We start from the raw sequence: 20,074 nt of genomic DNA on the forward strand, positions 1-20,074 counted from the left end.
ATAGTCGCGCTGCCACCAGCCCCGTCATCGATCAGGCCGCCTGAGCGCTCCCCCGTGGGGGTGTTTTAGCGCTTACGGTGTTTCCTAGCTTCACGGCGAATTGTGACTCGAACACGCGCCGAAAACCGCCAAAAAAGTCCGGGGGTAAGTGCGGGGGTATCGGTCAACTTGACTTTGCAGAAAGACGAAAAATCAGCTAAATCAAGGCACTATTCGAGTATCGTAAGCGAAGCGAAGCGAAGCGACGGGCGGGCGTGCGGTGCGTTCGATCAGGATGTCATTGCGTTGCGGTCTGCCGCTTCGCCGACGGTCAGGTGAAAGGCGAACGGCCTTTTCGGGGCGCCGGACCCCTGTAAACGTCTTGGCAATAATCCTGCCCCAAAGTGGGGCATGTGCTTTCAGGTTTACTATGGGGCTTGGCTATGATGTGGTCGGCGCCTAGCCTTGTTGCCATGCGCATCTTCTTGACCCTGCTGCTGGTGTCCGCAGCCATCACCGCGTCGGCCTTTGCCCAGAGTGCGCCGGCCCCGTTCACCCTTGCCGAAAATGGCCGGGGCTTTGTCTCGCTTGCCGATGCGATCGGCGCGATCGGCGATGGCAAGGGCACGATCATCGTCGCGCCGGGCACCTATCGCCAATGCGCCGTGCAGAATGGCGGCGAGGTGACGATCAAGGCGGCAACGCCGGGCAGTGCGATTTTCGACGGGGTGGTTTGTGAGGAAAAGGCAGCTCTGGTGCTGCGCGGCCGCACCACCATGGTCGACGGCCTGATCTTCCAGAATCTGCGCGTGCCTGACGGCAATGGATCGGGCATCCGCCTCGAAAAAGGCAATCTTTCCGTCAGCAACAGCCTGTTCCGCAACAGCGAGGAAGGCATTCTGACCGGCGAGGATCGCGGTGCCACGGTCCAGATCGACAAGTCGACCTTCCGTCACCTGGGCCGGTGCGACCGCGATCTCGACTGCGCCCATGGCATCTATATCGGCCGGGTCGGGCGCCTCAGCGTCACCCGCTCACGCTTCGACCAGGGCGATGGCGGCCATTATCTCAAGAGCCGCGCCGCGCAGGTCGATATCCGTGACAATAGTTTCGACGACAGTGGTGGCCGCCTGACCAATTACATGATCGACCTCAGCAACGGTGCCAGCGGCCAGATCGTCGGCAACGACATGGTACAGGGCAAGGACAAGGATAATTGGTCGGCCTTCATCACTGTCGCGCCGGAAGGCCGCGAGAATGACAGCAGCGCCCTGGTGATCGAAGGGAACAAGGCCGGCTTCGTGCCGGGCGTCGAGCGCAGTTCGACCTTCGTCGCCAATTTCACCGACGATGTTGTCCGGATCGGCCAGAACCAGCTTGCCCCCAGCATGAAGATCAAGGACCGGCGCTGACTTTGCCGCGCCGATCTGATAGGGAAGGGCGATGCGCACCACCTATGACAGCGCGACCGTTCGCCTCTATCATCTGGGCGACGACGGCGCGGCGATGACGATCATGTACGGTCCCCTGAGTGAAGCCCTGCGCGTCGCCGAGCAACAGCCGCAGGAGGTGCAGGACGGCCTGTTCCTTGCCACAGACAATGATGTCGTCGCCTATCTCGACCTGATCGAAAGCTGAGTCGCCGCGCATTTCGGACGAGAAAATAGGAAAAAGGCCGGTCCGTCAGGGTGACGGACCGGCCTTCGCTGGCCTGAAAACCAGAAGGGGGGGACTGGTTCAGGCGGGCATTTTTCAGGCTGCCTCGGCCGCTTCCTCGGCAGTGGGCAGACGGATCAGATAGTCGAAGGCCGACAGGGCTGCGGTTGACCCCGCACCCATGGCGATCACGATCTGCTTGTAGGGCACGGTGGTGCAGTCGCCGGCAGCGAAGATGCCGGGCTGGCTGGTTTCGCCACGCGCGTCGATCTCGATCTCGCCACGGGGCGAGAGGGCGATCGTGTCCTTGAGCCATTCGGTGTTCGGGACCAGGCCGATCTGGACGAAAATGCCCTCCAGCTCGACATCATGCTCGGTGCCGCTGTTGCGGTCCTTGTAGCTGAGGCCGCTCACCCGCTCGCCATTGCCGTTCACCTTTGTGGTCAAGGCCGAGGTGATGATCTTGACGTTGGGCAGGCTGGCGAGCTTGCGCTGCAGCACCGCGTCGGCGCGGAGTTGGCTGTCAAACTCGATCAGCGTCACATGGGCGACGATGCCGGCCAGGTCGATCGCGGCTTCGACGCCGCTATTGCCGCCGCCGATCACCGCCACGCGCTTGCCCTTGAACAGCGGGCCATCGCAGTGCGGGCAGTAGGCGACGCCCTTGTTGCGATAGTCGTCCTCGCCCGGCACGCCCATCTGGCGCCAGCGGGCGCCGGTCGACAGGATGATGGTGCGGCCTTTCAGCGACGCGCCATTTTCCAGCACGACTTCATGATAGCCGCCTTCGGTCTTGGCCGGGATCAGCTTCGCCGCCTTCTGCAGGTTCATGATCTCGACGTCATAATCCTTGACGTGCGCTTCCAGCGCCGAGGCGAGCTTGGGGCCTTCGGTGCGGCTGACCGAGATGAAATTCTCGATATCCATGGTGTCGAGCACCTGGCCGCCGAAGCGTTCCGCCGCCACGCCGGTGCGGATGCCTTTGCGCGCCGAATAGATGGCCGCCGCCGCGCCGGCAGGGCCGCCGCCGACCACCAGCACCTCGAAGGGATCCTGCTTGCGGATCTTCTCGGCCGCCTTCGCCTCGGCGCCACTGTCGATCTTGGCGACGATCTGCTCCAGCTCCATCCGGCCCTGGCCGAAGGGTTCGCCGTTGAGGAAGATGGTCGGCACGGCCATGACCTTGCGCGCGTCGACCTCATCCTTGAACAGGCCGCCGTCGATCGCGACATGGCTGATCCGGGGGTTCAAGACGCTCATCAGGTTCAGCGCCTGCACCACGTCGGGGCAGTTCTGGCACGACAGCGAGAAATAGGTTTCGAACGCATAGTCGCCGTCCAGATCCTTCACCTGCTGGATCAGATCCTGCGCGGCCTTGGACGGATGACCGCCGACCTGCAGCAGGGCGAGCACGAGCGACGTGAATTCATGGCCCATTGGCAAACCGGCGAAGGTCACACCGATATCGGTGCCGACGCGGCGGATCATGAAGCTGGGCTTGCGCTTGTCATTGCCGGTGGCGAGGCTGACCTTGTCCGAAAGCTCGGCGATTTCGGTCAGCAATTCGTTCATTTCGCGCGACTTCGCACCATCATCCAGCGAAGCCACCAACTCGATCGGCTGGGTGATGTTCGCCAGATAGGCCTTCAACTGCCCCTTGAGATTTGCGTCCAACATGTCTGTCTGGCTCCGTGGAAAAAATGGCGGACCGTCCCGATCGGGAGGACGCGACGGCCCGTCCGGGGAATTGGTGCGACCCAAAAGCCCCGTTGAAACTAAGATAAGTCTGTAGAAAGCGTTTTGAAGGTCCGCCGGGTCCCCTCAATCTGGGCGAACCCGGCGGCCTGTCAGCACCTAAAGATGCTTAGATCTTGCCGACGAGGTCGAGCGAGGGGGCGAGGGTTTCCGCGCCTTCTTCCCACTTGGCGGGGCAGACTTCGCCCGGGTGGCTGGTCCAGTACTGCAGCGCCTTGATCTTGCGCAGCAGTTCGGCCGCGTTGCGACCCACGCCCTCGGGGGTGATTTCGACCAGCTGGATCACGCCTTCCGGATCGAGCACGAAGGTGCCGCGATCGGCCAGGCCAACGCCTTCGCGCAGCACGCCGAACTGGTTCGAGATGTCGTGGTTCTGGTCACCCAGCATGTAATAGTTGATCTTGCCGATGGCCGGCGAGGTGTCGTGCCAGGCCTTGTGGCAGAAATGGGTGTCGGTCGACACCGAGTAGACTTCCACGCCCATGCCCTGCAGGGTGGGGTAGATGTCGGCCAGGTCTTCCAGCTCGGTCGGGCAGACGAAGGTGAAGTCGGCCGGGTAGAAGAAGAAGACGGCCCACTTGCCCTTGACGTCGGCATCGGTGACATCGACGAACTTGCCTTCCTTGAAAGCGGTTGCCTTGAAAGGCTGCAGGGGGGTGTTGATGAGAGCCATGGGCTATCCAGTTCCTTGATTAGGGTTGCTGTTGCGAAGCCTGTTTAGGGAAGCGGATGATTCGGGGGAAATTGGTTTTCTCGGACATGTTGATAGATAAAAGCGATCACACACTATCCGATTAATCGAACGGTTCATTGATCCCGCAGGGCATGACCCATGGCTCGTTCAACCAGCTGCTGCGCCTCTGCCGCGCTGAAACTGGTGGGGTCCAGGCAATATTCCAGCCAGAGCCCGTCGACCAGCGCGGTGAGGCCGATCGCCTTGAGCCGTACTTGCGCGGGCGAGAAGGCCGGCGCGGCGGCGGCGACCAGCCCCTCCAGTTGCGCGCGCGACGCGGCATAGATGTCGGCATGGGCGGCCGCCACATCGGCATTGGACTTGATCAGGCTCCAGAAGGCGATCCAGGTGGCGAGCAGGTCGGCGTCCAGCACGGGCTCGCGGAAATTGGCCTGGAGAAAGGCGCGCAGCCGGTCCAGCGGATCATCGCCCGCGCCTGCGATCGCTGCGTCCATGGCCTGGGACACGCGCTGCCCGACATCGCGATAAGTGGCCAGGATCAGCGCGTCGACGCCCTCGAAATAATGGGTCAGAAGCCCCGACGATACGCCCGCAGCGGCGCAGATGGCGCGGACGGATGTGCCTGCCACGCCCTTTTCCGCCAGACATTTTGCCGTTGCGTCGATCAGTGCCTGCCGCCGGACATCGGCGGACTCCCGTACGAATTTCGCTCTCACTTGCCCCCCGGCATGGGACGACCCGGCGCCCCGAACATGCTATTTTGTTGCCGCTCATTGTGCGGAAATGACGGGCGCTGGCAAGCGCCGTTCGACCCGATTGCGGATCGATCCGGCCGGTTCGCCCGTTTCCCCCACATATTGTCGTCATGACAGCAAGGAGACCATGGATGATCCGACAGCCCGCCACCACGTCCGCCCTTCGCCTGATCCTGCCCGGTCTGGGCGCGGTATTGTTGCTGGGTGGCTGCGCCAAGGGCGTGGACAACGAAACGGTGGCGAACAATGCGAGCGTGCCGGCCCATGCCGAGGCGATCGAGGATACGGACTCCGTCGCGGCCCCGGACAATGCCGGCGCGGCGTTGCCCACCGACGAGTGGGTCGGGCGCTGGACCGGGCCGGAAGGGCTGTTCCTCGACATCCAGCCCGCACCCGACGGCAAGCCGGGCCATTATGCGCTGGCCAACAAGGATAATCTCGACCGGGAGGCGACCTATAGCGGCCTGGCCGATGGCGCGACGATCCGTTTCGTGCGCGATGGCCGCGATCTTGCCATCCGGCCCGGCACGGGGGCGGAGACGGGCTTCAAATATCTCGCCGACAAGCAGGACTGCCTGATCGTGAAGCCGGGCGAGGAAGGCTATTGCCGATAATGCGGGATCGGCAAAGGTCATGCCGACGCCACAGGGCCGAAGTTCACAGTGTCGTGCGGCATTTGTGGCCGTTTGCACCGGATATGCGCGTGCCACGCGCCCATGACGCGACGGTCGCGCGACAGTTTGGGCAGGACAGCCTCGCACCGACGCGCCGGTCGGGCCATGTCGACGCGACAGGGAGGCGACACATGGGGCACCGCCTGTGGCGGGCTGCGGTCGGGGCGAGGGAAGGGCGCGGTGCTGGTGCATCGCCCAGGGTAGATCAGAGATTGGGCGAGTAGGACAGGGCTTCGCTACTCTTGCCTGACGATGTCGGATTTTGACGGCTGACGACCAGAAGTGGACATTCCTCCCCGGAACGGGGAGGTGGCAGCGCGAAGCGCTGACGGAGGGGCAGGTGCCTCTTAGCGCTGAGCTATCCGGCCTGTGCCCCTCCACCACTCGCTACGCGAGCGGTCCCCCTCCCCGTGCCGGGGAGGAATGTCTTGTTCCCACCCAACTTTGGCATCCATGCTTTCGGAGAGATGACGGTGCTGGAGACGTTCGCTCATGGCTCCGTATCTGAGCCTTGCTGGGAGTGCCCCGTAGCGGAATCAGGCGCTGGTGGTTGCCTGGCCGAGCTGGCGGGCGAGGGTGACGAATTCTTCGACGCTGACGGTTTCTGCGCGGCGTTGCGGGTCGATGCCGATCGCCTCCAGCGCGTCGAGCGCGCCGGGGACGGACTTGAGGCTCTGGCGCAGCATCTTGCGGCGCTGGCCGAAGGCGGCGGCGGTCAGGCGTTCCAGGATCTTGAGCTGCACGCCTTCGGGCGCCGGCTTGGGGGTGATGTGGACCACGGCCGACATCACCTTGGGCGGCGGGGTGAAGGCGCTGCGATGCACTTTCATGGCGATGCGCGCGTCGCTGCGCCACTGGGCGAGGACGGCGAGGCGGCCATAATGGTCGGTGCCCGGCTTCGCGACGATGCGTTCGGCCACTTCCATCTGGAACATGAGCGTCAGGCTGGACCACCAGGGCAGCGGCGCCCATAGCGCCGACAGCCAGCCGACCAGCAGGGCGGTGCCGACATTATAGGGCAGGTTGGCGATGATATGGGCGCCATCGCCGGCTTCGGCATGGGCGTCGATCTCCATCGCGTCGCCGGAAATGACGCGCAACTGACCGGGGAAGGCCAGTTCCAGTTCGGCGAGTGCAGGCAGGCAGCGCCGGTCGCGCTCGACCGCGACCAGCTTGCCGCCGGCGCGCAGGATCGCGCGGGTCAGGCCGCCGGGGCCGGGGCCGACCTCAAACGCGGGCTGATCCTGGATGCTGCCGGGAATGGCGGCGATCCGGTCGAGCAACTGTTCGTCGAGCAGGAAATTCTGGCCGAGCGCCTTGCTGGCCTGAAGCCCATGGGCGGCGATCACGTCGCGCAGCGGCGGCAGAGTGGGGCGGGCGTCAGCCGGCATAGGCAATCCGTGCGCGGGCGGCTTCTGCCGCCATCTTGAGGGCGGCGATCATCGCGCCGGGATTGGCGCTGTCGGTGCCGGCGATGCCGAAGGCGGTGCCATGATCGGGCGAGGTGCGCACGATCGGCAGGCCCAGGGTGATGTTGACGCCATCGTCGAAGTTCAGCGTCTTGATCGGGATCAGCGCCTGATCATGATACATGCAGAGCGCCGCGTCATAGGCTTCGCGGGCGCGGGCATGGAACATGCCATCGGCCGCCAGCGGGCCGACAATGTCGATCCCTTCGGCGCGCAGCGCCTCGATCGCCGGGCGGATCACCTCGATCTCCTCACGGCCGAGCGCGCCATTCTCCCCGGCATGCGGGTTGAGGCCGGCGACGGCGAGACGGGGACGGGCGATGCCGAAATTGCGCTGCAACCCCTTTACCGTGGTGAGGGCGCGGGCGCGGATCAGATCGATGGTCAGCGCCGAAGGCACATCGGCCAGCGCGATATGGATGGTGATCGGCACCACCTTGAGCGACGGGCCGGCGAGCATCATGACCGCGTTCTGGGCCGAGACGCCGCAGCGTTCGGCGACGAATTCGGTCTGGCCCGGATGGGTGAAGCCGACGCCGTACAGCTGTTCCTTGCCGACCGGCGCGGTGACGATGCCGGCGGCCGATCCGGTGCGGGCAAGGCCGACCGCGACCTCCAGTGCCTGGAAAGCGGTGCGGGCGCCATCGATGCTGGGCGTGCCGGGCACGATCTCGCCCGCTTCGGCCACCTGCATGCAGGGCAGGGCGCGCTCGAACACCTGCGCGGCTTCCTCGGGCGATCCGACGATCTCGACCGGGCCGAGCCACACCGCGCGCAGCGATGCGGCATCGCCGACGGCGAAGAAGGTGGGCAGGCCACGTGCTTCGCGCATGACCCAAGCCTTGGCGACGATTTCCGGTCCGATGCCTGCCGGATCGCCGAGCGAGACGGCGAAGGGCGGCAGGCTGCCCGGATCAGTTATATTCGATAACGGCATCGCGGCGAAGATCGCGCAGATAGATGCGGGCGCGCTTGTTGACGCGTTCCTCTTCCAACTGGGCCTGGATCTGTTCGGGATTGGGGGCGTTGGCCGACTGCGGCTCGTCGCGGCCGCAGACGATCAGGACGCGGACGCCATCGTTGATCGAGCCGAAGGGCGGGGTGGATTCGCCGACCTGCAGATTGACCAGGATGTCCTGCAACTGGGGAGGCAGGTCGCGCAGCTTCACATTGTCATTGTCGACCACGTCGGCGCCGATGCGGGCGCCGATCTCGTTCGCCTGACCGCAGCCCTTGATCTCCTTGACCGCGGCGGCGAAGGTCGCGGCCTTCTGGCTCGCGGCTTCCTTGCTGGTGCCGGCCGGGAAGAGGACCGACAGCTGCTTGAGGCTGAGCAGCGAATCGCGCGGATCGGCGGTCAGCACCTTGCGCTTGTCCATCACGTAGATGATCGACATGCCGCCCACCGTCTCGATCGGGCCGGCGAGCTGGCCGACCTGCAATTCGGTGGCGGCCTGCGCCAGTTCGGTCGGCAGCTGGCTGGGGCGGACCCAGCCGAGATCGCCGCCGACGACGGCGGTGGAGGCTTCGGAGAACTGACGGGCATAGGCGGCGAAGCTGCCGCCCTGCTTGATCTGTTCGATGATGTTGCGTGCGTTGGCCGTGATCTGGTCACGGTTTTCCGGCGTCGAGGACAGGTAGATTTCGCTGATCCGCACTTCGTCGCTGCCCTTGGCGGCGTTGAGGCGATCGACCACCGACTTCACTTCGTCCTCGGAGACGTTGACGAAGGGCTGGATGTTGCGGCGGAGCAGGCGGCTCCAGGCCAGTTCGCCCTCGATCTGGCGCTTGATGCTGCTGGCCGAGCTGCCCTGTTCGCGCAGATACTGGTCGAACTGGGTGGGCGACTTGCGGAAATTGGCCGCGACGCGCTCATAGCTCTGGTTCACTTCGGTCGGATCGATCTTGATGTCGTTGGCCGCCGCTTCCTGGATCTGCAGCGTTTCGTCGATCAGGTTGCGCAGAACCTGGACGCGCAGCCGTTCCTTTTCCTCGGCCGACACCTTGCCGCCATTGGCGGTGATGATCAGGGCCAGGCGCTGGTCAACATCGGTGCCGGTGATGATGCGGCCGTTCACGATCGCCGTCGCCTTGCGGACATTGGGATCATTCTTGCCGAAGATGGTGACATCCTTGGGCAGGTTCAGGCCCTGATCGGCGTCATCGTCGACGGCCTGGGCCGATACGGTCTGTGCCGCCATGCCCAGAAGGGCGGTGGACAGGAACAGGGTGCGCAGGCCCGAGCGAACGGATTTGGGCGAGAAAACGACAGAAAGCATCGTCGGCAAAAATCTCCAATACGGTCGGGAGCCAATGCCCCGTTCCGCCTTAACCGGTCCTGAGCGGACGGCGGGAAGGCAGTTCCTTATATGCCAATATTGCGAAAAGCCAGCCGCAGCTGGAAGCTGTTGCCGGCGCGCGCGTCACCGTTGGTCTGATAGTCGCGCCGCCATGTAAAGCCCAGCGTCAAACAATCATCCTCATAGGCAACGCCGAGGCGCTGGCGCACGGGCTCATAGCCGTCGGCCGTGGTGCCCGGATCTTCCTGCGCGCCGGTAAGGTCGATGACGGTCGAGCCGAACACCGACCAGAAGCGGGCGAACTGGATGCGGCCGCCAAGGCGCAGTTCCTCGCGGTCCTGCAGATCCTCCAGCGTGATATTGGCGTTGCGGTTGAGGCGCAGATAGCTGATCTGGGCATAGGTCTTCTTGCTGCCCACGGTCGCGTCGACCTCGTTCCGGCGGACCGCCAGATTGTCCTTGTCGACCCGGAAGCGCTGGGTGAAGCTGACGAAATCCTTGTAGCGGATGGTCCAGCGGCCGACGATGTCGGACATGCGGTCGGACAGGCCGGTGCCGTCGGGCAGGATGCTGGCGCGGTTGTCGAGCCGGTAACTCTGGCCGACATTGGCGTCGAGCGTGAAGTCGGGCAGCGCCAGATTATATTCCAGGCCATAGGTGATGCGGCTCGAATCCTCGAACCGGTCATAGCCCGCGAAGCGGTTGAGCGCGAAGAGGTTGCTGTCCTCCAGATCGACCGACCGGGCATCCTCATTGGGCACCGACAGGTTGGCGAGATGCGGCGAGGCGACGATCTGGACGCGCGGGGCGATGCGCTGCACGCCGCCGAACGCCTCACCCATGAAGGGCCAGCGCATGTCGACCGCGGCGGCGGCGATGCCGCGCGCCTTCCAGCCCGGATCGCCGGCATAGCTGATCGTGTCGGTCAGCAGATTGTCGCTGCTGTGATAGACGTCGCCGCGCAGATAGGTGGTGAAATTCACTTCCTGGCCAAGGCCGGTCAGCTTGCGCAGATTCCATTCGAACGCGGCAAAGGCGCGCTGGGTGTCCTGCCCCTCGGTCCGGGTGATCGCCAGCGTATTGGCCTGGAACTGCATCTGGCCGCCGAGCAGCGGATCCTTCATCCGCAGCCGATAGTCCATGACCGGCAGGGCGATCGGCATCTGGCCCTGGGGATCGTCGACGCGCAGCGTCTGCACCGCCCAGCCGGCGAGCGAGAAATAGCTGTTCTCGCCGATCCGCTGGACGCCCAGGGTCGAACGCAGCCGGTCGTCGCGGCTGATGTCGTAGCGGCGCAGGAAGGTGCGGTCGGTGGCGACCCGGATCGATCCGTTGACGCTCCATTCAGGCGACAGCTGCATGCCGCCGCTGGCGTCGATCGCGCCGCGAATATCCTTTTGCGAATCGGTCGGCGTGATGCCGCTCGACCGGCTGCCATAGGTGGCATAGCCGGTGATCTGATAGGCGCCGCGATCGTAGAGATGGCGGAAATTGCCTTCGATCATCGGCAGCGAATCGCTGTAGACGTGCGGCGTGACGGTCAGGTCGCGATTGGGTGCGAGCTTGAGATAATAGGGGACCGCGACCTCGAAGCCGTTGACCCGGTCATAACGGATATTGGGGACCAAGAGGCCGCTGCCGCCATCGTCGCCGACCGGATGCGACAGGCCCGGCACCGGGATCAGCGGCAGGCCGAACAGCTCGACATTGGCGCGGGTATAGGAGACGCGCTGCTTGGTCGGGTCATAGACGACCTTGACCGCGTTGATCTGCCAGGTCGGTTCCTTGGGACAGCCGTCGCTGCCTTCTACCGGACAGCCGGTATAGGCGGCGTGGTGCAGCGTATAGACGCCATTGACCCGCTCGCCCTTGGTCGCGGCCATGCGGCCGCCCTTCTGGAGGACCAGCAATATATTGTCGACCGCGCCATCCTTGAGCGTATCGGTGACATCGAAGCGATCACCATAGGCGACATTGCCGTCGGGATCGATCACCGAGACGGCGCCCAGTGCCTCGACCTTGCCGGTGTTGCGGTCCCACACGATCTTGTCGGCGCGCAGCCGGTTGCCGTCGCGCAGCAACTGGACATTGCCGGTGGCGGTCACGACCTGGCTGTTGGTGTCATATTCCAGCGTATCGGCGGCGAAGCCGATTTCCTGGTCATTGTCGGGCACCGGCGCGTCGGGCGCGCTGATCGGCGTCTGGGGCTCGTTCAGCTTGGGCTCGGGCGCCTGTTGCGCATGGGCCAGCGGCGCCGCGAGCAGGCAGGACGAGGCAGCGCCGGCAAGCAGCGCCTGTTTGAACGACAGGGGAAACACGGAAATCTGCAAGCGTAGGGGCCTCTTTGTGGGCACTTCTGGTCCCTGCCTATCGCACTGCTTGGCCCGCGCCGCAATCGCTGCTCGCATTCGGGACGGCGGAAATCCGCCGAATGGCTTTGCAGAGCGGCAAAGCCGCACTATCTGGCTGAAACAAGAACGACACGGCATTCCAGAGAAAAGGCCCCCAGATGGACATCCAATTCAGCCCCACGCGCCCCCAGGTCGACACGTTGGTCCTTGCCGTGGCGAAGGGGACTGTCGACAGCCTGCCGCTTACCGCATCGGCCACGCTGGTCGCCGGCGCCGCCGCCGCGCGCTTCGCCGGTGAGGCGGGCGGCAGCGTCGAGAGCTTCGTCGAGGAAGCCGGCGCGGTGCTGCGCGTCCTGCTGCTGGGCATCGGCAATGGCAGCGCGGCCGACCTGGAGCGGGCCGGCGGCGCGCTGACCGCCAAGCTGTCGACCAGCGGCGCGACCCACGCAGCGGTCGAATTCCCGGCCGGCGTAAGCGGCGAGGATGCCGCCCGGCTGGGCCTGGGCGCACTGCTGCGCAGCTGGCGGATCGACACTTATCGCACGCGTCAGCCCGAAAAGGCCAAGCCGACGCTGGCGACCGTGACGATCGTCGCAAACGGCGCCGAGGCCGAATGGGCCAAGCTGTCGGCGGTCGCCGCCGGTGTCGCCTTCACCCGCGAGCTGGTGTCGGAACCGGCCAACATCCTCTATCCCGAAAGCTTCGTCGCGCGCTGCCAGCACCTGGCTGATCTCGGCGTCAAGATCACCGTGCTGGACCGCGCGGCGATGACGGAGCTGGGCATGGGCGCGCTGCTGGGCGTGGCGCAGGGGTCGGCGCGCGAGGCGCGGCTGCTGGCGATGGAATGGGACGGCACCGATGGGGCCGCCGAAAAGCCGGTGGTGTTCATCGGCAAGGGCGTGACCTTCGACACCGGCGGTATCTCGCTCAAGCCCGGCCCCGGCATGGAAGACATGAAGTGGGACATGGGCGGCGCCGGTGCCGTGGCGGGCGCGATGAAGGCGCTGGCCGGTCGCAAGGCCAAGGCGCGTGTCGTCGGCATTTGTGGCCTGGTCGAGAATATGCCCGACGCCAATGCCCAGCGCCCCGGCGACATCGTGACGTCGATGTCGGGCCAGACGATCGAGGTGCTGAACACCGACGCCGAAGGCCGTCTGGTGCTGTGCGACGCGGTGACCTGGGCACAGAAGACCTATGAACCCGAAGTGGTGATCGACCTTGCCACCCTGACCGGCGCGATGATGATCGCGCTCGGCAGCGAGCATGGCGGCCTGTTCGCCAACGACGACGCGCTGGCCGACGACCTGCTGGCGGCGGGCAAGACCAGCGGCGAGAAGCTGTGGCGCTTCCCGCTGTCGGAGGCCTATGACAAGCTGATCGACAGCCCGATCGCCGACATGAAGAATATCGGTCCGCGCTTCGCCGGCTCGATCACCGCTGCCCAGTTCATCAAGCGCTTCGTCAACGAAGGCGTGAAGTGGGCGCATCTCGACATTGCCGGCATGGTCTGGTCGGACAAGCCCGGCGCCACCGCCGACAAGGGCGCGACCGGCTATGGCGTGCGCCTGATCGACCAGCTGGTGGCCGACAAGTTCGAGCGCTGAAGCCGGTGCAGGTCGACTTCTACCAGCTGAGCCGCGATCCTGTGGAAGGGGTGCTGCCCGCGATCGCGGCACGCATCCTGGACATGGGCGCGCGGCTGCTGGTGGTGGCCGACGAGCCGGAGCGGCTGGCCCGCATATCGGCGGGCCTGTGGGCGGGGCCACCCGAAAGCTTCCTGGCCAATGGCCTGGCAGGCGACGGGGTGGACGCCGCCCAGCCGGTGCTGTTGGCGCAGAGCTGTGACGCTGCCAATGGCGCCAGGCATGTTGCGCTGGCGGACGGTGTATGGCGCGAGGAGGCGCTGGGCTTCGATCGCGCCTTCTATTTCTTCGATGCGGACACGATCGACGGCGCGCGGGCCAGCTGGCGGGCGCTCAGCAAGCGCGAGGGCGTGACCCCGCGCTTCTGGCGGCAGGAAGGCCGCAAATGGGTGCAGGGGCCGTGAACGCCCGGAAATAGGGACTTCTACCAAGCCCTCTCGCGCCCCTCTTGCGAAGTGATCCGGCCCGGTCTAAAGGGCGCGCAACTTTATTCCAACAATCCGGAGTTATGAGGGCCATGGCCGTCACGCGCACTTTTTCGATCATCAAGCCCGACGCAACCCGTCGCAACCTGACCGGCGCCGTCACCAAGATGCTGGAAGAAGCCGGCCTGCGCGTCGTCGCTTCCAAGCGCATCCGCATGAGCCGCGAGCAGGCCGAAGGCTTCTATGCCGTTCACAAGGAACGCCCCTTCTTTGCTGACCTGGTCGCCTTCATGATCTCGGGCCCGGTCGTCGTCCAGGTTCTGGAAGGCGAAAACGCCGTGACCCGCAACCGCGACATCATGGGCGCCACCAACCCGGCCAATGCCGACGCCGGCACCATTCGCAAGGAACTGGCCGAATCGATCGAAGCCAATTCGGTCCATGGTTCGGACAGCGAAGAAAATGCCGCGATCGAGATCGCCTATTTCTTCAAGCCCGAAGAAATCGTCGGCTAAACCCGACACCCGTCCCCGGACGAGCAAAAGGCCCGGCGCTCCCGCAAGGAGCGGCCGGGTTTTTTGTGGTTGGGGATGACGGATTTGGGTGGGAACAAGACATAGCCCCTCCCTTCCAGGGAGGGGGTGGGGTGGGTTGCGAGCGTAGCGAGCTTCTGCCCTATCGACTGTAGACCGCCGCTACGCGGCGCACCCACCCCCCGACCCCTCCCTGGAAGGGAGGGGAGTAGGAAACGTCCGCTTCTGGTCGCTTGCGGCCTGCCTGAACGTGGCCGTGCGGCTCTAGCGTTTCGTCTGACGGGCCCAGCGGGTGTCGATCTTGGCCTGGGCGCTGGCGCCCTGGGCGTGACTGACCAGGGAGAGGCCGCGCAGGGTCAGTTTGTGGCCGGACAGCCATTTGCCGGCGATGCCATAGCCGATGTCGTAGACGGCGGAATCGCTGTGGGTGTCGCCATTGACGACGAACTGGGTGACGATGGTCACCGGCAGTTTCTCGTCGCCGATGCTGTCGTCGGGCAGCTTGGCGGCATTGCGCGCCTTTTTCAGCGCATCCTCGAACCAGCCGGCCTCGATCCGCGGTTCGCCGGTCGTGTCGACCGGGGCGATGCCGAGCGCCTTGGGGAAATGGATGGTCTGGCTCTGCACCAGCTGATCGGGATCGGCGGGCTTGAGCGTCAGGCGGCTGTCGCCATCGGCTGCGGCGTTGAGCACCAGCCGGGCGGCGCGGGCGGATGCCTTGCTGCTTTCGGCGGCCTTGCTGGCGCGTTCGTCCTTCTTGTCGGCCCAGTTGAGATAGAGGGTGAGGGCGGAGATCAGCACCGCCGCCACCGCCAGCAATTCGCCCAGCGTAATCCAGCGCCGGCGGATGCGGGCGGCTTCCTCCTTGCGGGTCTCCTGCTTGGCCTCGGGGCTGTCGCTCATCGGGTCAGGCCGTCTGTGGCGGGACTTCGAACTTGTCGATCACCCATTCCTCCGCCTGCGCCTCGCCGATCCATTCCTGCATCCAGGGATGGGCGATGATCGCGCGCATATAGGCTTCGGCAAAGCGGGCGACGGGCAGCTGATAGGTGATGAAGCGGGTCACGACGGGCGCGAACATCAGGTCTACGGCGCCGAACTCGCCGAACAGGAAGTCGCCCTCACCACCATAGCGGGCGCGGGCCTGGGCCCAGAGCTGCATGATCCGGCTGATGTCGTGAGCAACGGCCTCCGACGGCGGGACCGGGTCATAGATCTGGCGGATGTTCATGCTGTGCTCGCGGCGGAGCGCGGCGAAGCTGCTGTGCATTTCGGCCGCCATCGAGCGGGCCATGGCGCGGGCACCCGGATCGGTCGGCCAGAACTGGTCGCCCCCGGTCTTTTCATTGAGATATTCGACGATGGCCAGGCTGTCCCACACGACGATGTCGTCGCCATCCCACAGGATCGGCACCTTGCCGGAGGAGGGGGCGAACTCATCGCCCTCGCGACGCTTTTCCCATTCCTCGTCATAGAGAGGGACCACCACTTCCTCGAACGGAAGGCCGGAGAGCTTGCACGCCAGCCAGCCGCGCAGCGACCAGCTCGAATAGGCCTTGTTGCCAATGAACAGCTTCATCATGGCCATGTCTTAGCCGGGCGGGCTTCGATAAGTCGAGAGCCGATAGAGAGGGCTTTCCACTTCGCGTCGAAACGCCTAAGGGGCGGCCATCCCCGGGGGGCCGCTCATGCGCGGCTGAGAGGTGGTCAGCAGACCACGACCCGCTGAACCTGATCCGGCTGATACCGGCGTAGGGAGGGCAAGGCGGCAGGTCCGTCGTCCCTCCTGTGGAGTGGACGTAAGATGAAGACTGCCCGATTGCCCCATGTTGGAAGCGCCTGCCTGACGCTCGCCCTGTTGATGATTGCATCGCCCGCGATGGCGGAGGATGAGCTGGACCAGTCGACCAATATTCAGGTCGTCGGCCATCCCGACCCCGAAGGCCTGTTGCCCGACCAGAGCGCGCCCAAGGCGGTGAGCGCGATCTCCACCGACTTCATCATCAAGCAGGCGCCGACGCTCAACGCCTTCCAGCTGGTCAACCTGCTGCCCGGCGCCAATGTCTCGTCCAGCGACCCTTATGGTCTGTCGGCATCGTCCAGCCTGACGTTGCGCGGCCTGGGCCAGGACCAGATCGGCGTGTTGATGGAAGGCGCGCCGCAGAACGACATCGGCTATTATTATGCCTATCCCTCGCAATTTGCCGATGCGGAGAATGTGCGGCAGGTGATGCTGGCGCAGGGCGCGGCGGACATTGACTCGCCGGTGGTCGCGGCGGCCGGCGGCCTGTTGTCGCTGACGCTGGATGATCCCAGGGCGGAGGCGGGCGGCCTCGTCAACCTGTCGGTCGGTTCCTATGACGAGCGGCGCATCTTTGCGCGGATCGACACGGGACGGATCGGATCGACCGGGCTGAAGGCTTTCATTTCCTATTCCAACAACCGCGCCGACAACTGGCGCGGGGCAGGCCATGACCAGCGCCAGCATATCGACGCCAAGCTGCTGAACGAATGGGGCGATGGCAACCGCGCGAGCATCGCCTTTTCCTTCAACGACGCCAAGACATCGACCTATCCCAGCCCGAGCAAGGCGGATTGGGAAGCCTCTGGCCGGGGCTATAATTTCGATGAGACCTACAGCGAGGGGAACAGCAACTACTGGCGCCTCTATCGCGCGCCGTTCCGAAATTTCTATGTCGCGGCGCCGGTGCATCTCAAGCTCAGCGACACGCTGAGCTTCGACAGCAGTGCCTATCTGCAGATGGGGCATGGCAATTCGCCCTATGGCACGCAGCTGGCCACCACCGGCAATTATCTGGGCACCGAGGAACTGACCCAGCCGATCGACCTGCCCGGTGCGGTCGATGGCGTCGCCACGGTGATGGGCAATTGGACCGGCAAGCAGTTCCGCGTCGGCGACGTCAGCAAGCTGACCTTGCAGGCCGGCGCGCATCGGATCGTGGCAGGCCTCTGGTTCGACTATGGCACCGACCGGGTGACGCAATCCTATACGTCGATCGGTGCCGATGGTCGGCCGGTCGATCAGTGGGGCTATCAGGACAAGGCGATCCGCACCGCCGACGGGCGGCTGCTGGCCTATGAAAATCAGCGCACGGAGACGGTGACCAAGGGCTTCTTCCTGGCTGACAGCATCGCGGTGACGCCCAAGCTGGGCATCGACATCGGTTTCAAGGGCGTCAACCTGCTGCGCAACGGGCGCAATTATCTGCCCGGCCCGCAGTCGAGGGTGCGGATCGACAGCTTTGCCGCGCTGCCGCGGGCGGCGATCCATTATCAGCTGGACGACCGGCAGCAGCTGTTCGCCAACATCACCACCAATTTCCGCACGCCCAACGAGTTCGCGCTCTACAACAGCTATTATGGCGGCGAACTGGTGAGCCAGGGCACCGACGGCCTGAAGAACGAATATTCGATCTCGCAGGAACTGGGCTATCGCTATATCGGCCCCAGCCTGTCTTTCTCGCTGACCGGTTTCCATTATCATTTCCGCAACCGCCAGGTGGCGACGGTGATCGACAGCGGTGGCGCGCTGGTCAATTCGACCATCAATGCCGGCAGCCAGAGCAGCTATGGCCTGGATGGCGAGATCGACTATCGCCCGGCCAAGGGGATGAGCATCTATGCCTCGGCGGAGTATCTGCACACGCGGCTGAACGACGATCTGGCGATCAACGGCGATTATCTGCCGACCAGGGGCAAGCGGGCGGTGTCGGCCCCCAGCTTCCAGTTCGCGCTGGGCAGCACCTATGATGATGGCCGGCTGTTCGGCAGCAGCGCGCTCAAATATGTCGGCCGCCAATATGCGACCTTCATGAATGACGAGAGCATCAAGGGCTATGCCACGTTGGACCTGTCGGTCGGCGTCCATTTGGCCGGGCTGATCGACGCGCAGGTGATGGACCTGCGCATCAACGCGATCAACGTCACCAATCCGCACGTCCTGTCGGGCGTCTATTCGATCAGCACCAACGCGCAGGACACGGTCGGGCGCAACGGCACGCTGATCGCCGGTTCGGCGCCGACCTATTATGTCGGCAGCGGGCGCGCCGTGGTGGCGACGTTGTCGCGCGCCTTCTGAGGATGAGCGCCGCCGCCCCGCATCTGGTCCATGGCATGGGGCTGGCGCTGGAGGCGCCGGCCTGGCCGGCGATCACGGCGGAGGAGGCCGCGGCGGTGCTGGCCCATTTTCCCGACGCTGGCCGGCTGGCGGCGCTGGCCTGGCATTCGCCGCGCCCCTTTTCGGCGGCAGCGCTGGTCGAGACGGATCGCGGCCCGCTGTTCCTGAAGCGGCATCACCAGCGCTTGCGGACGCCGGCGGCGCTGGCCGAGGAGCATGGCTATATGGCGCATCTGCGCGGTGCCGGACTGGCGGTGCCCGACGTGCTGCGCGCGACCGATGGTGCCAGCGCGATGGCGCTGGGCGAATGGAGCTATGAGTTGCATCGTCAGGCGCCGGGTATCGATCTTTATCGCGATCGCCAGTCCTGGACGCCCTTCCTGTCGCCCGGTCACGCCTTCGCGGCTGGTGTTGCACTGGCGCAACTGCATCGGGCGGCGGCCGGTTTCGCCGCGCCGGCACGCGGGTCGCATCCGTTGGTGTCGAGCTTCACCATATTGCCTGCCGTCGATCCGCTGGTCGCAGCGGACGCCTATGTCGCGGCGCGACCGGCGGTGGCGGCCTTCCTGGCGGATATGCCCTGGCGGTCGGAACTGGCGCGGCTGTTCGCGGCATTGGGGGAGGGGCTGGCGCCGCGGCTGGCGGAGCAGCCTGCGCTCTGGACCCATAATGACTGGCATCCCTCCAACCTGCTCTGGTCGGCGGAAGGCGCGGTCAGCAGCATCTTCGATTTCGGCCTGTCGACCCGCAGCTGCGCACTGCATGATCTGGCCACCGCGATCGAGCGGACGGCGATTCCCTGGCTGACGCTGGATCAGGGCCGGCTGGCCGAGCCGGCGGATGTGGATGGGGCGCTGGCCTTGCTGGCGGGCTATCGCAGTGTCCTGCCGCTGGCGCCTGCCGAGATCGATACGCTGCTGCGCCTGCTACCGCTGGTCCATGTCGAGTTCGCCCTGACCGAGATCGACTATTTCTTCGGCATATTGGCCGATCGCGAAGGCGCGATGCTGGCCTGGCAGGCTTATCTGGTCGGCCATGCCGACTGGTTCCTGTCGGGGGCGGGGCAGGGCTTTCTGGCGCAACTTCGCGAGGGAGTGGCGGGCTGATGTCTGTGCTGGAGATCATTGCCGTCATCATCAGCTTCCTCGGCATCTGGCTGACGGCGCGGCGGCATCTGCTGTGCTGGCCGGTCAACCTGATGGCCTGCGCCCTGTATGCCAAGCTGTTCCTGGACGTGCGCCTCTATGCCGACATGGTGCTGCAGGGGCTGTTCGGCATCGCCATCGTCTATGGCTGGATCGGCTGGGCGCGGGGCAAGCGCGACGAGGGCGAGGTAAGGGTGGTGCCGCTGCCGCCGATGCGGGCCGCCAAGGGGCTGGCGCTGGGCGCACTCTGTGCCGGCGCGATCGGCTGGTTCACCCATCATTATACCGATGCGGCGCTGCCCTGGATGGATTCGGCGCTGAGCAGTTTCAGCCTGGTCGCCCAATATTGGACGGCGCGGCGCCATGCGGTGAGCTGGCTGCTGTGGATCGTGGTCGACATTTTCTATGTCGGCATGTTCATGTTCAAGGGATTGTGGCTGACCGCCGGTCTCTATGCCGCGATGATCGGGCTGGCGGTGCTGGGCTATTGGCGCTGGCGGCAGGCGATGCGACGCAGCGCAGCCTGAACAGGGCTGCTGCCTTGAGTCGGCAGGGAT

18 protein-coding genes and 1 riboswitch are annotated in these 20,074 nt (G+C 65.1%); of the genes, 9 read left to right on the forward strand and 9 right to left on the reverse strand.

Going from position 1 to position 20,074, the window contains the following annotated elements:
• Positions 1-452: 452 nt before the first annotated feature.
• Together AC0KVN_RS22735 and AC0KVN_RS22740 are read left to right on the forward strand one after the other, a co-directional pair.
• On the forward strand, positions 453-1,391 hold the full coding sequence (locus AC0KVN_RS22735; protein WP_435568385.1) for a right-handed parallel beta-helix repeat-containing protein: 939 nt from the start codon (positions 453-455) through the stop codon (positions 1,389-1,391).
• Positions 1,392-1,422: 31 nt separating this feature from the next.
• Positions 1,423-1,617 carry a hypothetical protein gene (locus tag AC0KVN_RS22740; protein ID WP_007713310.1) on the forward strand — a complete coding sequence of 65 codons (195 nt, stop codon included), beginning with the start codon at positions 1,423-1,425 and terminating at the stop codon, positions 1,615-1,617.
• A gap of 114 nt (positions 1,618-1,731) precedes the next feature.
• On the opposite strand, the gene ahpF is transcribed toward AC0KVN_RS22740, so the two are convergent.
• The 3 genes from ahpF to betI all read right to left on the reverse strand — a co-directional run bounded on the left by ahpF (position 1,732) and on the right by betI (position 4,800).
• Entirely contained in the window at positions 1,732-3,312 is a 1,581-nt protein-coding gene (gene ahpF, locus AC0KVN_RS22745) for an alkyl hydroperoxide reductase subunit F (protein ID WP_435568384.1), read from the reverse strand.
• A 187-nt stretch (positions 3,313-3,499) separates the two neighbouring features.
• Positions 3,500-4,063 carry an alkyl hydroperoxide reductase subunit C gene (gene ahpC / locus AC0KVN_RS22750; RefSeq protein ID WP_004210655.1) on the reverse strand — a complete coding sequence of 188 codons (564 nt, stop codon included), beginning with the start codon at positions 4,061-4,063 and terminating at the stop codon, positions 3,500-3,502.
• 134 nt (positions 4,064-4,197) lie between these two features.
• A complete protein-coding gene (betI, locus tag AC0KVN_RS22755; RefSeq protein ID WP_037511538.1) occupies positions 4,198-4,800 on the reverse strand; it encodes a transcriptional regulator BetI in 603 nt (200 codons plus the stop codon).
• Between the two features lie 170 nt (positions 4,801-4,970).
• Between betI and AC0KVN_RS22760 the strand changes: the two genes are divergently transcribed.
• On the forward strand, positions 4,971-5,453 hold the full coding sequence (locus AC0KVN_RS22760; protein ID WP_017503574.1) for a hypothetical protein: 483 nt from the start codon (positions 4,971-4,973) through the stop codon (positions 5,451-5,453).
• A 596-nt stretch (positions 5,454-6,049) separates the two neighbouring features.
• Here the strand turns inward: AC0KVN_RS22760 and rsmA are convergent.
• The 4 genes from rsmA to AC0KVN_RS22780 all read right to left on the reverse strand — a co-directional run bounded on the left by rsmA (position 6,050) and on the right by AC0KVN_RS22780 (position 11,612).
• Positions 6,050-6,904 carry a 16S rRNA (adenine(1518)-N(6)/adenine(1519)-N(6))-dimethyltransferase RsmA gene (gene rsmA, locus AC0KVN_RS22765; RefSeq protein WP_435568383.1) on the reverse strand — a complete coding sequence of 285 codons (855 nt, stop codon included), beginning with the start codon at positions 6,902-6,904 and terminating at the stop codon, positions 6,050-6,052.
• Positions 6,894-7,919 (reverse strand): 4-hydroxythreonine-4-phosphate dehydrogenase PdxA, encoded by a 1,026-nt coding sequence (pdxA, locus tag AC0KVN_RS22770; RefSeq protein WP_303758970.1) that lies wholly within the window; start codon positions 7,917-7,919, stop codon positions 6,894-6,896. Before pdxA ends, rsmA begins: the two co-directional genes overlap by 11 nt.
• Positions 7,897-9,261, reverse strand: a complete 1,365-nt coding sequence (locus tag AC0KVN_RS22775; RefSeq protein WP_483656396.1) for a peptidylprolyl isomerase — start codon at positions 9,259-9,261, stop codon at positions 7,897-7,899. Before AC0KVN_RS22775 ends, pdxA begins: the two co-directional genes overlap by 23 nt.
• 86 nt (positions 9,262-9,347) lie before the next feature.
• Positions 9,348-11,612 carry an LPS-assembly protein LptD gene (locus AC0KVN_RS22780; protein WP_037511522.1) on the reverse strand — a complete coding sequence of 755 codons (2,265 nt, stop codon included), beginning with the start codon at positions 11,610-11,612 and terminating at the stop codon, positions 9,348-9,350.
• A gap of 179 nt (positions 11,613-11,791) precedes the next feature.
• Between AC0KVN_RS22780 and AC0KVN_RS22785 the strand changes: the two genes are divergently transcribed.
• The 3 genes from AC0KVN_RS22785 (at position 11,792) to ndk (ending at position 14,216) form a co-directional block, all read left to right on the forward strand.
• A complete protein-coding gene (locus AC0KVN_RS22785; RefSeq protein ID WP_435568382.1) occupies positions 11,792-13,237 on the forward strand; it encodes a leucyl aminopeptidase in 1,446 nt (481 codons plus the stop codon).
• 5 nt (positions 13,238-13,242) lie between these two features.
• Positions 13,243-13,680, forward strand: coding sequence for a DNA polymerase III subunit chi (locus tag AC0KVN_RS22790; RefSeq protein WP_048938572.1), 438 nt, complete (start codon positions 13,243-13,245; stop codon positions 13,678-13,680).
• Positions 13,681-13,793: 113 nt separating this feature from the next.
• Positions 13,794-14,216 (forward strand): nucleoside-diphosphate kinase, encoded by a 423-nt coding sequence (ndk, locus tag AC0KVN_RS22795; protein ID WP_004210674.1) that lies wholly within the window; start codon positions 13,794-13,796, stop codon positions 14,214-14,216.
• A gap of 282 nt (positions 14,217-14,498) precedes the next feature.
• Here ndk and AC0KVN_RS22800 read toward each other — a convergent pair whose 3' ends face one another.
• Together AC0KVN_RS22800 and AC0KVN_RS22805 are read right to left on the reverse strand one after the other, a co-directional pair.
• Complete coding sequence (locus tag AC0KVN_RS22800) at positions 14,499-15,137, reverse strand: hypothetical protein (protein WP_048938573.1); 639 nt, start codon at positions 15,135-15,137, stop codon at positions 14,499-14,501.
• A 4-nt stretch (positions 15,138-15,141) separates the two neighbouring features.
• Positions 15,142-15,816, reverse strand: coding sequence for a glutathione S-transferase family protein (locus tag AC0KVN_RS22805; RefSeq protein ID WP_026109031.1), 675 nt, complete (start codon positions 15,814-15,816; stop codon positions 15,142-15,144).
• 83 nt (positions 15,817-15,899) lie between these two features.
• Positions 15,900-16,009, forward strand: a riboswitch (TPP riboswitch).
• Between the two features lie 29 nt (positions 16,010-16,038).
• Between AC0KVN_RS22805 and AC0KVN_RS22810 the strand changes: the two genes are divergently transcribed.
• Genes AC0KVN_RS22810 through pnuC form a run of 3 tightly spaced genes read left to right on the forward strand, consistent with a single transcriptional unit; the run spans position 16,039 to position 20,044 of the window.
• Positions 16,039-18,333 carry a TonB-dependent receptor gene (locus AC0KVN_RS22810; RefSeq protein ID WP_435568381.1) on the forward strand — a complete coding sequence of 765 codons (2,295 nt, stop codon included), beginning with the start codon at positions 16,039-16,041 and terminating at the stop codon, positions 18,331-18,333.
• 2 nt (positions 18,334-18,335) lie between these two features.
• Positions 18,336-19,478: a phosphotransferase enzyme family protein gene (locus AC0KVN_RS22815; RefSeq protein ID WP_279728790.1), complete on the forward strand. Its 1,143-nt coding sequence runs from the start codon at positions 18,336-18,338 to the stop codon at positions 19,476-19,478.
• The gene (pnuC, locus tag AC0KVN_RS22820) at positions 19,478-20,044 is read left to right on the forward strand and encodes a nicotinamide riboside transporter PnuC (RefSeq protein ID WP_435568380.1); all 567 of its coding nucleotides are present in this window, start codon (positions 19,478-19,480) and stop codon (positions 20,042-20,044) included. The genes AC0KVN_RS22815 and pnuC overlap by 1 nt, the downstream gene beginning before the upstream one ends.
• Positions 20,045-20,074 lie beyond the last annotated feature (30 nt).

It is taken from the genome of Sphingobium sp. SG1 (genome assembly GCF_057063145.1).

Bases quoted from the DNA above. Each gene is read 5' to 3' on its own strand.
- AC0KVN_RS22735 (WP_435568385.1), top strand. From the start codon at position 453: ATGCGCATCTTCTTGACCCTGCTGCTGGTGTCCGCAGCCATCACCGCG.
- AC0KVN_RS22740 (WP_007713310.1), top strand. From the start codon at position 1,423: ATGCGCACCACCTATGACAGCGCGACCGTTCGCCTCTATCATCTGGGC.
- ahpF (WP_435568384.1), bottom strand. From the start codon at position 3,312: ATGTTGGACGCAAATCTCAAGGGGCAGTTGAAGGCCTATCTGGCGAAC.
- ahpC (WP_004210655.1), bottom strand. From the start codon at position 4,063: ATGGCTCTCATCAACACCCCCCTGCAGCCTTTCAAGGCAACCGCTTTC.
- AC0KVN_RS22760 (WP_017503574.1), top strand. From the start codon at position 4,971: ATGATCCGACAGCCCGCCACCACGTCCGCCCTTCGCCTGATCCTGCCC.
- rsmA (WP_435568383.1), bottom strand. From the start codon at position 6,904: ATGCCGGCTGACGCCCGCCCCACTCTGCCGCCGCTGCGCGACGTGATC.
- pdxA (WP_303758970.1), bottom strand. From the start codon at position 7,919: ATGCCGTTATCGAATATAACTGATCCGGGCAGCCTGCCGCCCTTCGCC.
- AC0KVN_RS22775 (WP_483656396.1), bottom strand. From the start codon at position 9,261: ATGCTTTCTGTCGTTTTCTCGCCCAAATCCGTTCGCTCGGGCCTGCGC.
- AC0KVN_RS22785 (WP_435568382.1), top strand. From the start codon at position 11,792: ATGGACATCCAATTCAGCCCCACGCGCCCCCAGGTCGACACGTTGGTC.
- ndk (WP_004210674.1), top strand. From the start codon at position 13,794: ATGGCCGTCACGCGCACTTTTTCGATCATCAAGCCCGACGCAACCCGT.
- AC0KVN_RS22800 (WP_048938573.1), bottom strand. From the start codon at position 15,137: ATGAGCGACAGCCCCGAGGCCAAGCAGGAGACCCGCAAGGAGGAAGCC.
- AC0KVN_RS22805 (WP_026109031.1), bottom strand. From the start codon at position 15,816: ATGATGAAGCTGTTCATTGGCAACAAGGCCTATTCGAGCTGGTCGCTG.
- AC0KVN_RS22810 (WP_435568381.1), top strand. From the start codon at position 16,039: ATGAAGACTGCCCGATTGCCCCATGTTGGAAGCGCCTGCCTGACGCTC.
- AC0KVN_RS22815 (WP_279728790.1), top strand. From the start codon at position 18,336: ATGAGCGCCGCCGCCCCGCATCTGGTCCATGGCATGGGGCTGGCGCTG.
- pnuC (WP_435568380.1), top strand. From the start codon at position 19,478: ATGTCTGTGCTGGAGATCATTGCCGTCATCATCAGCTTCCTCGGCATC.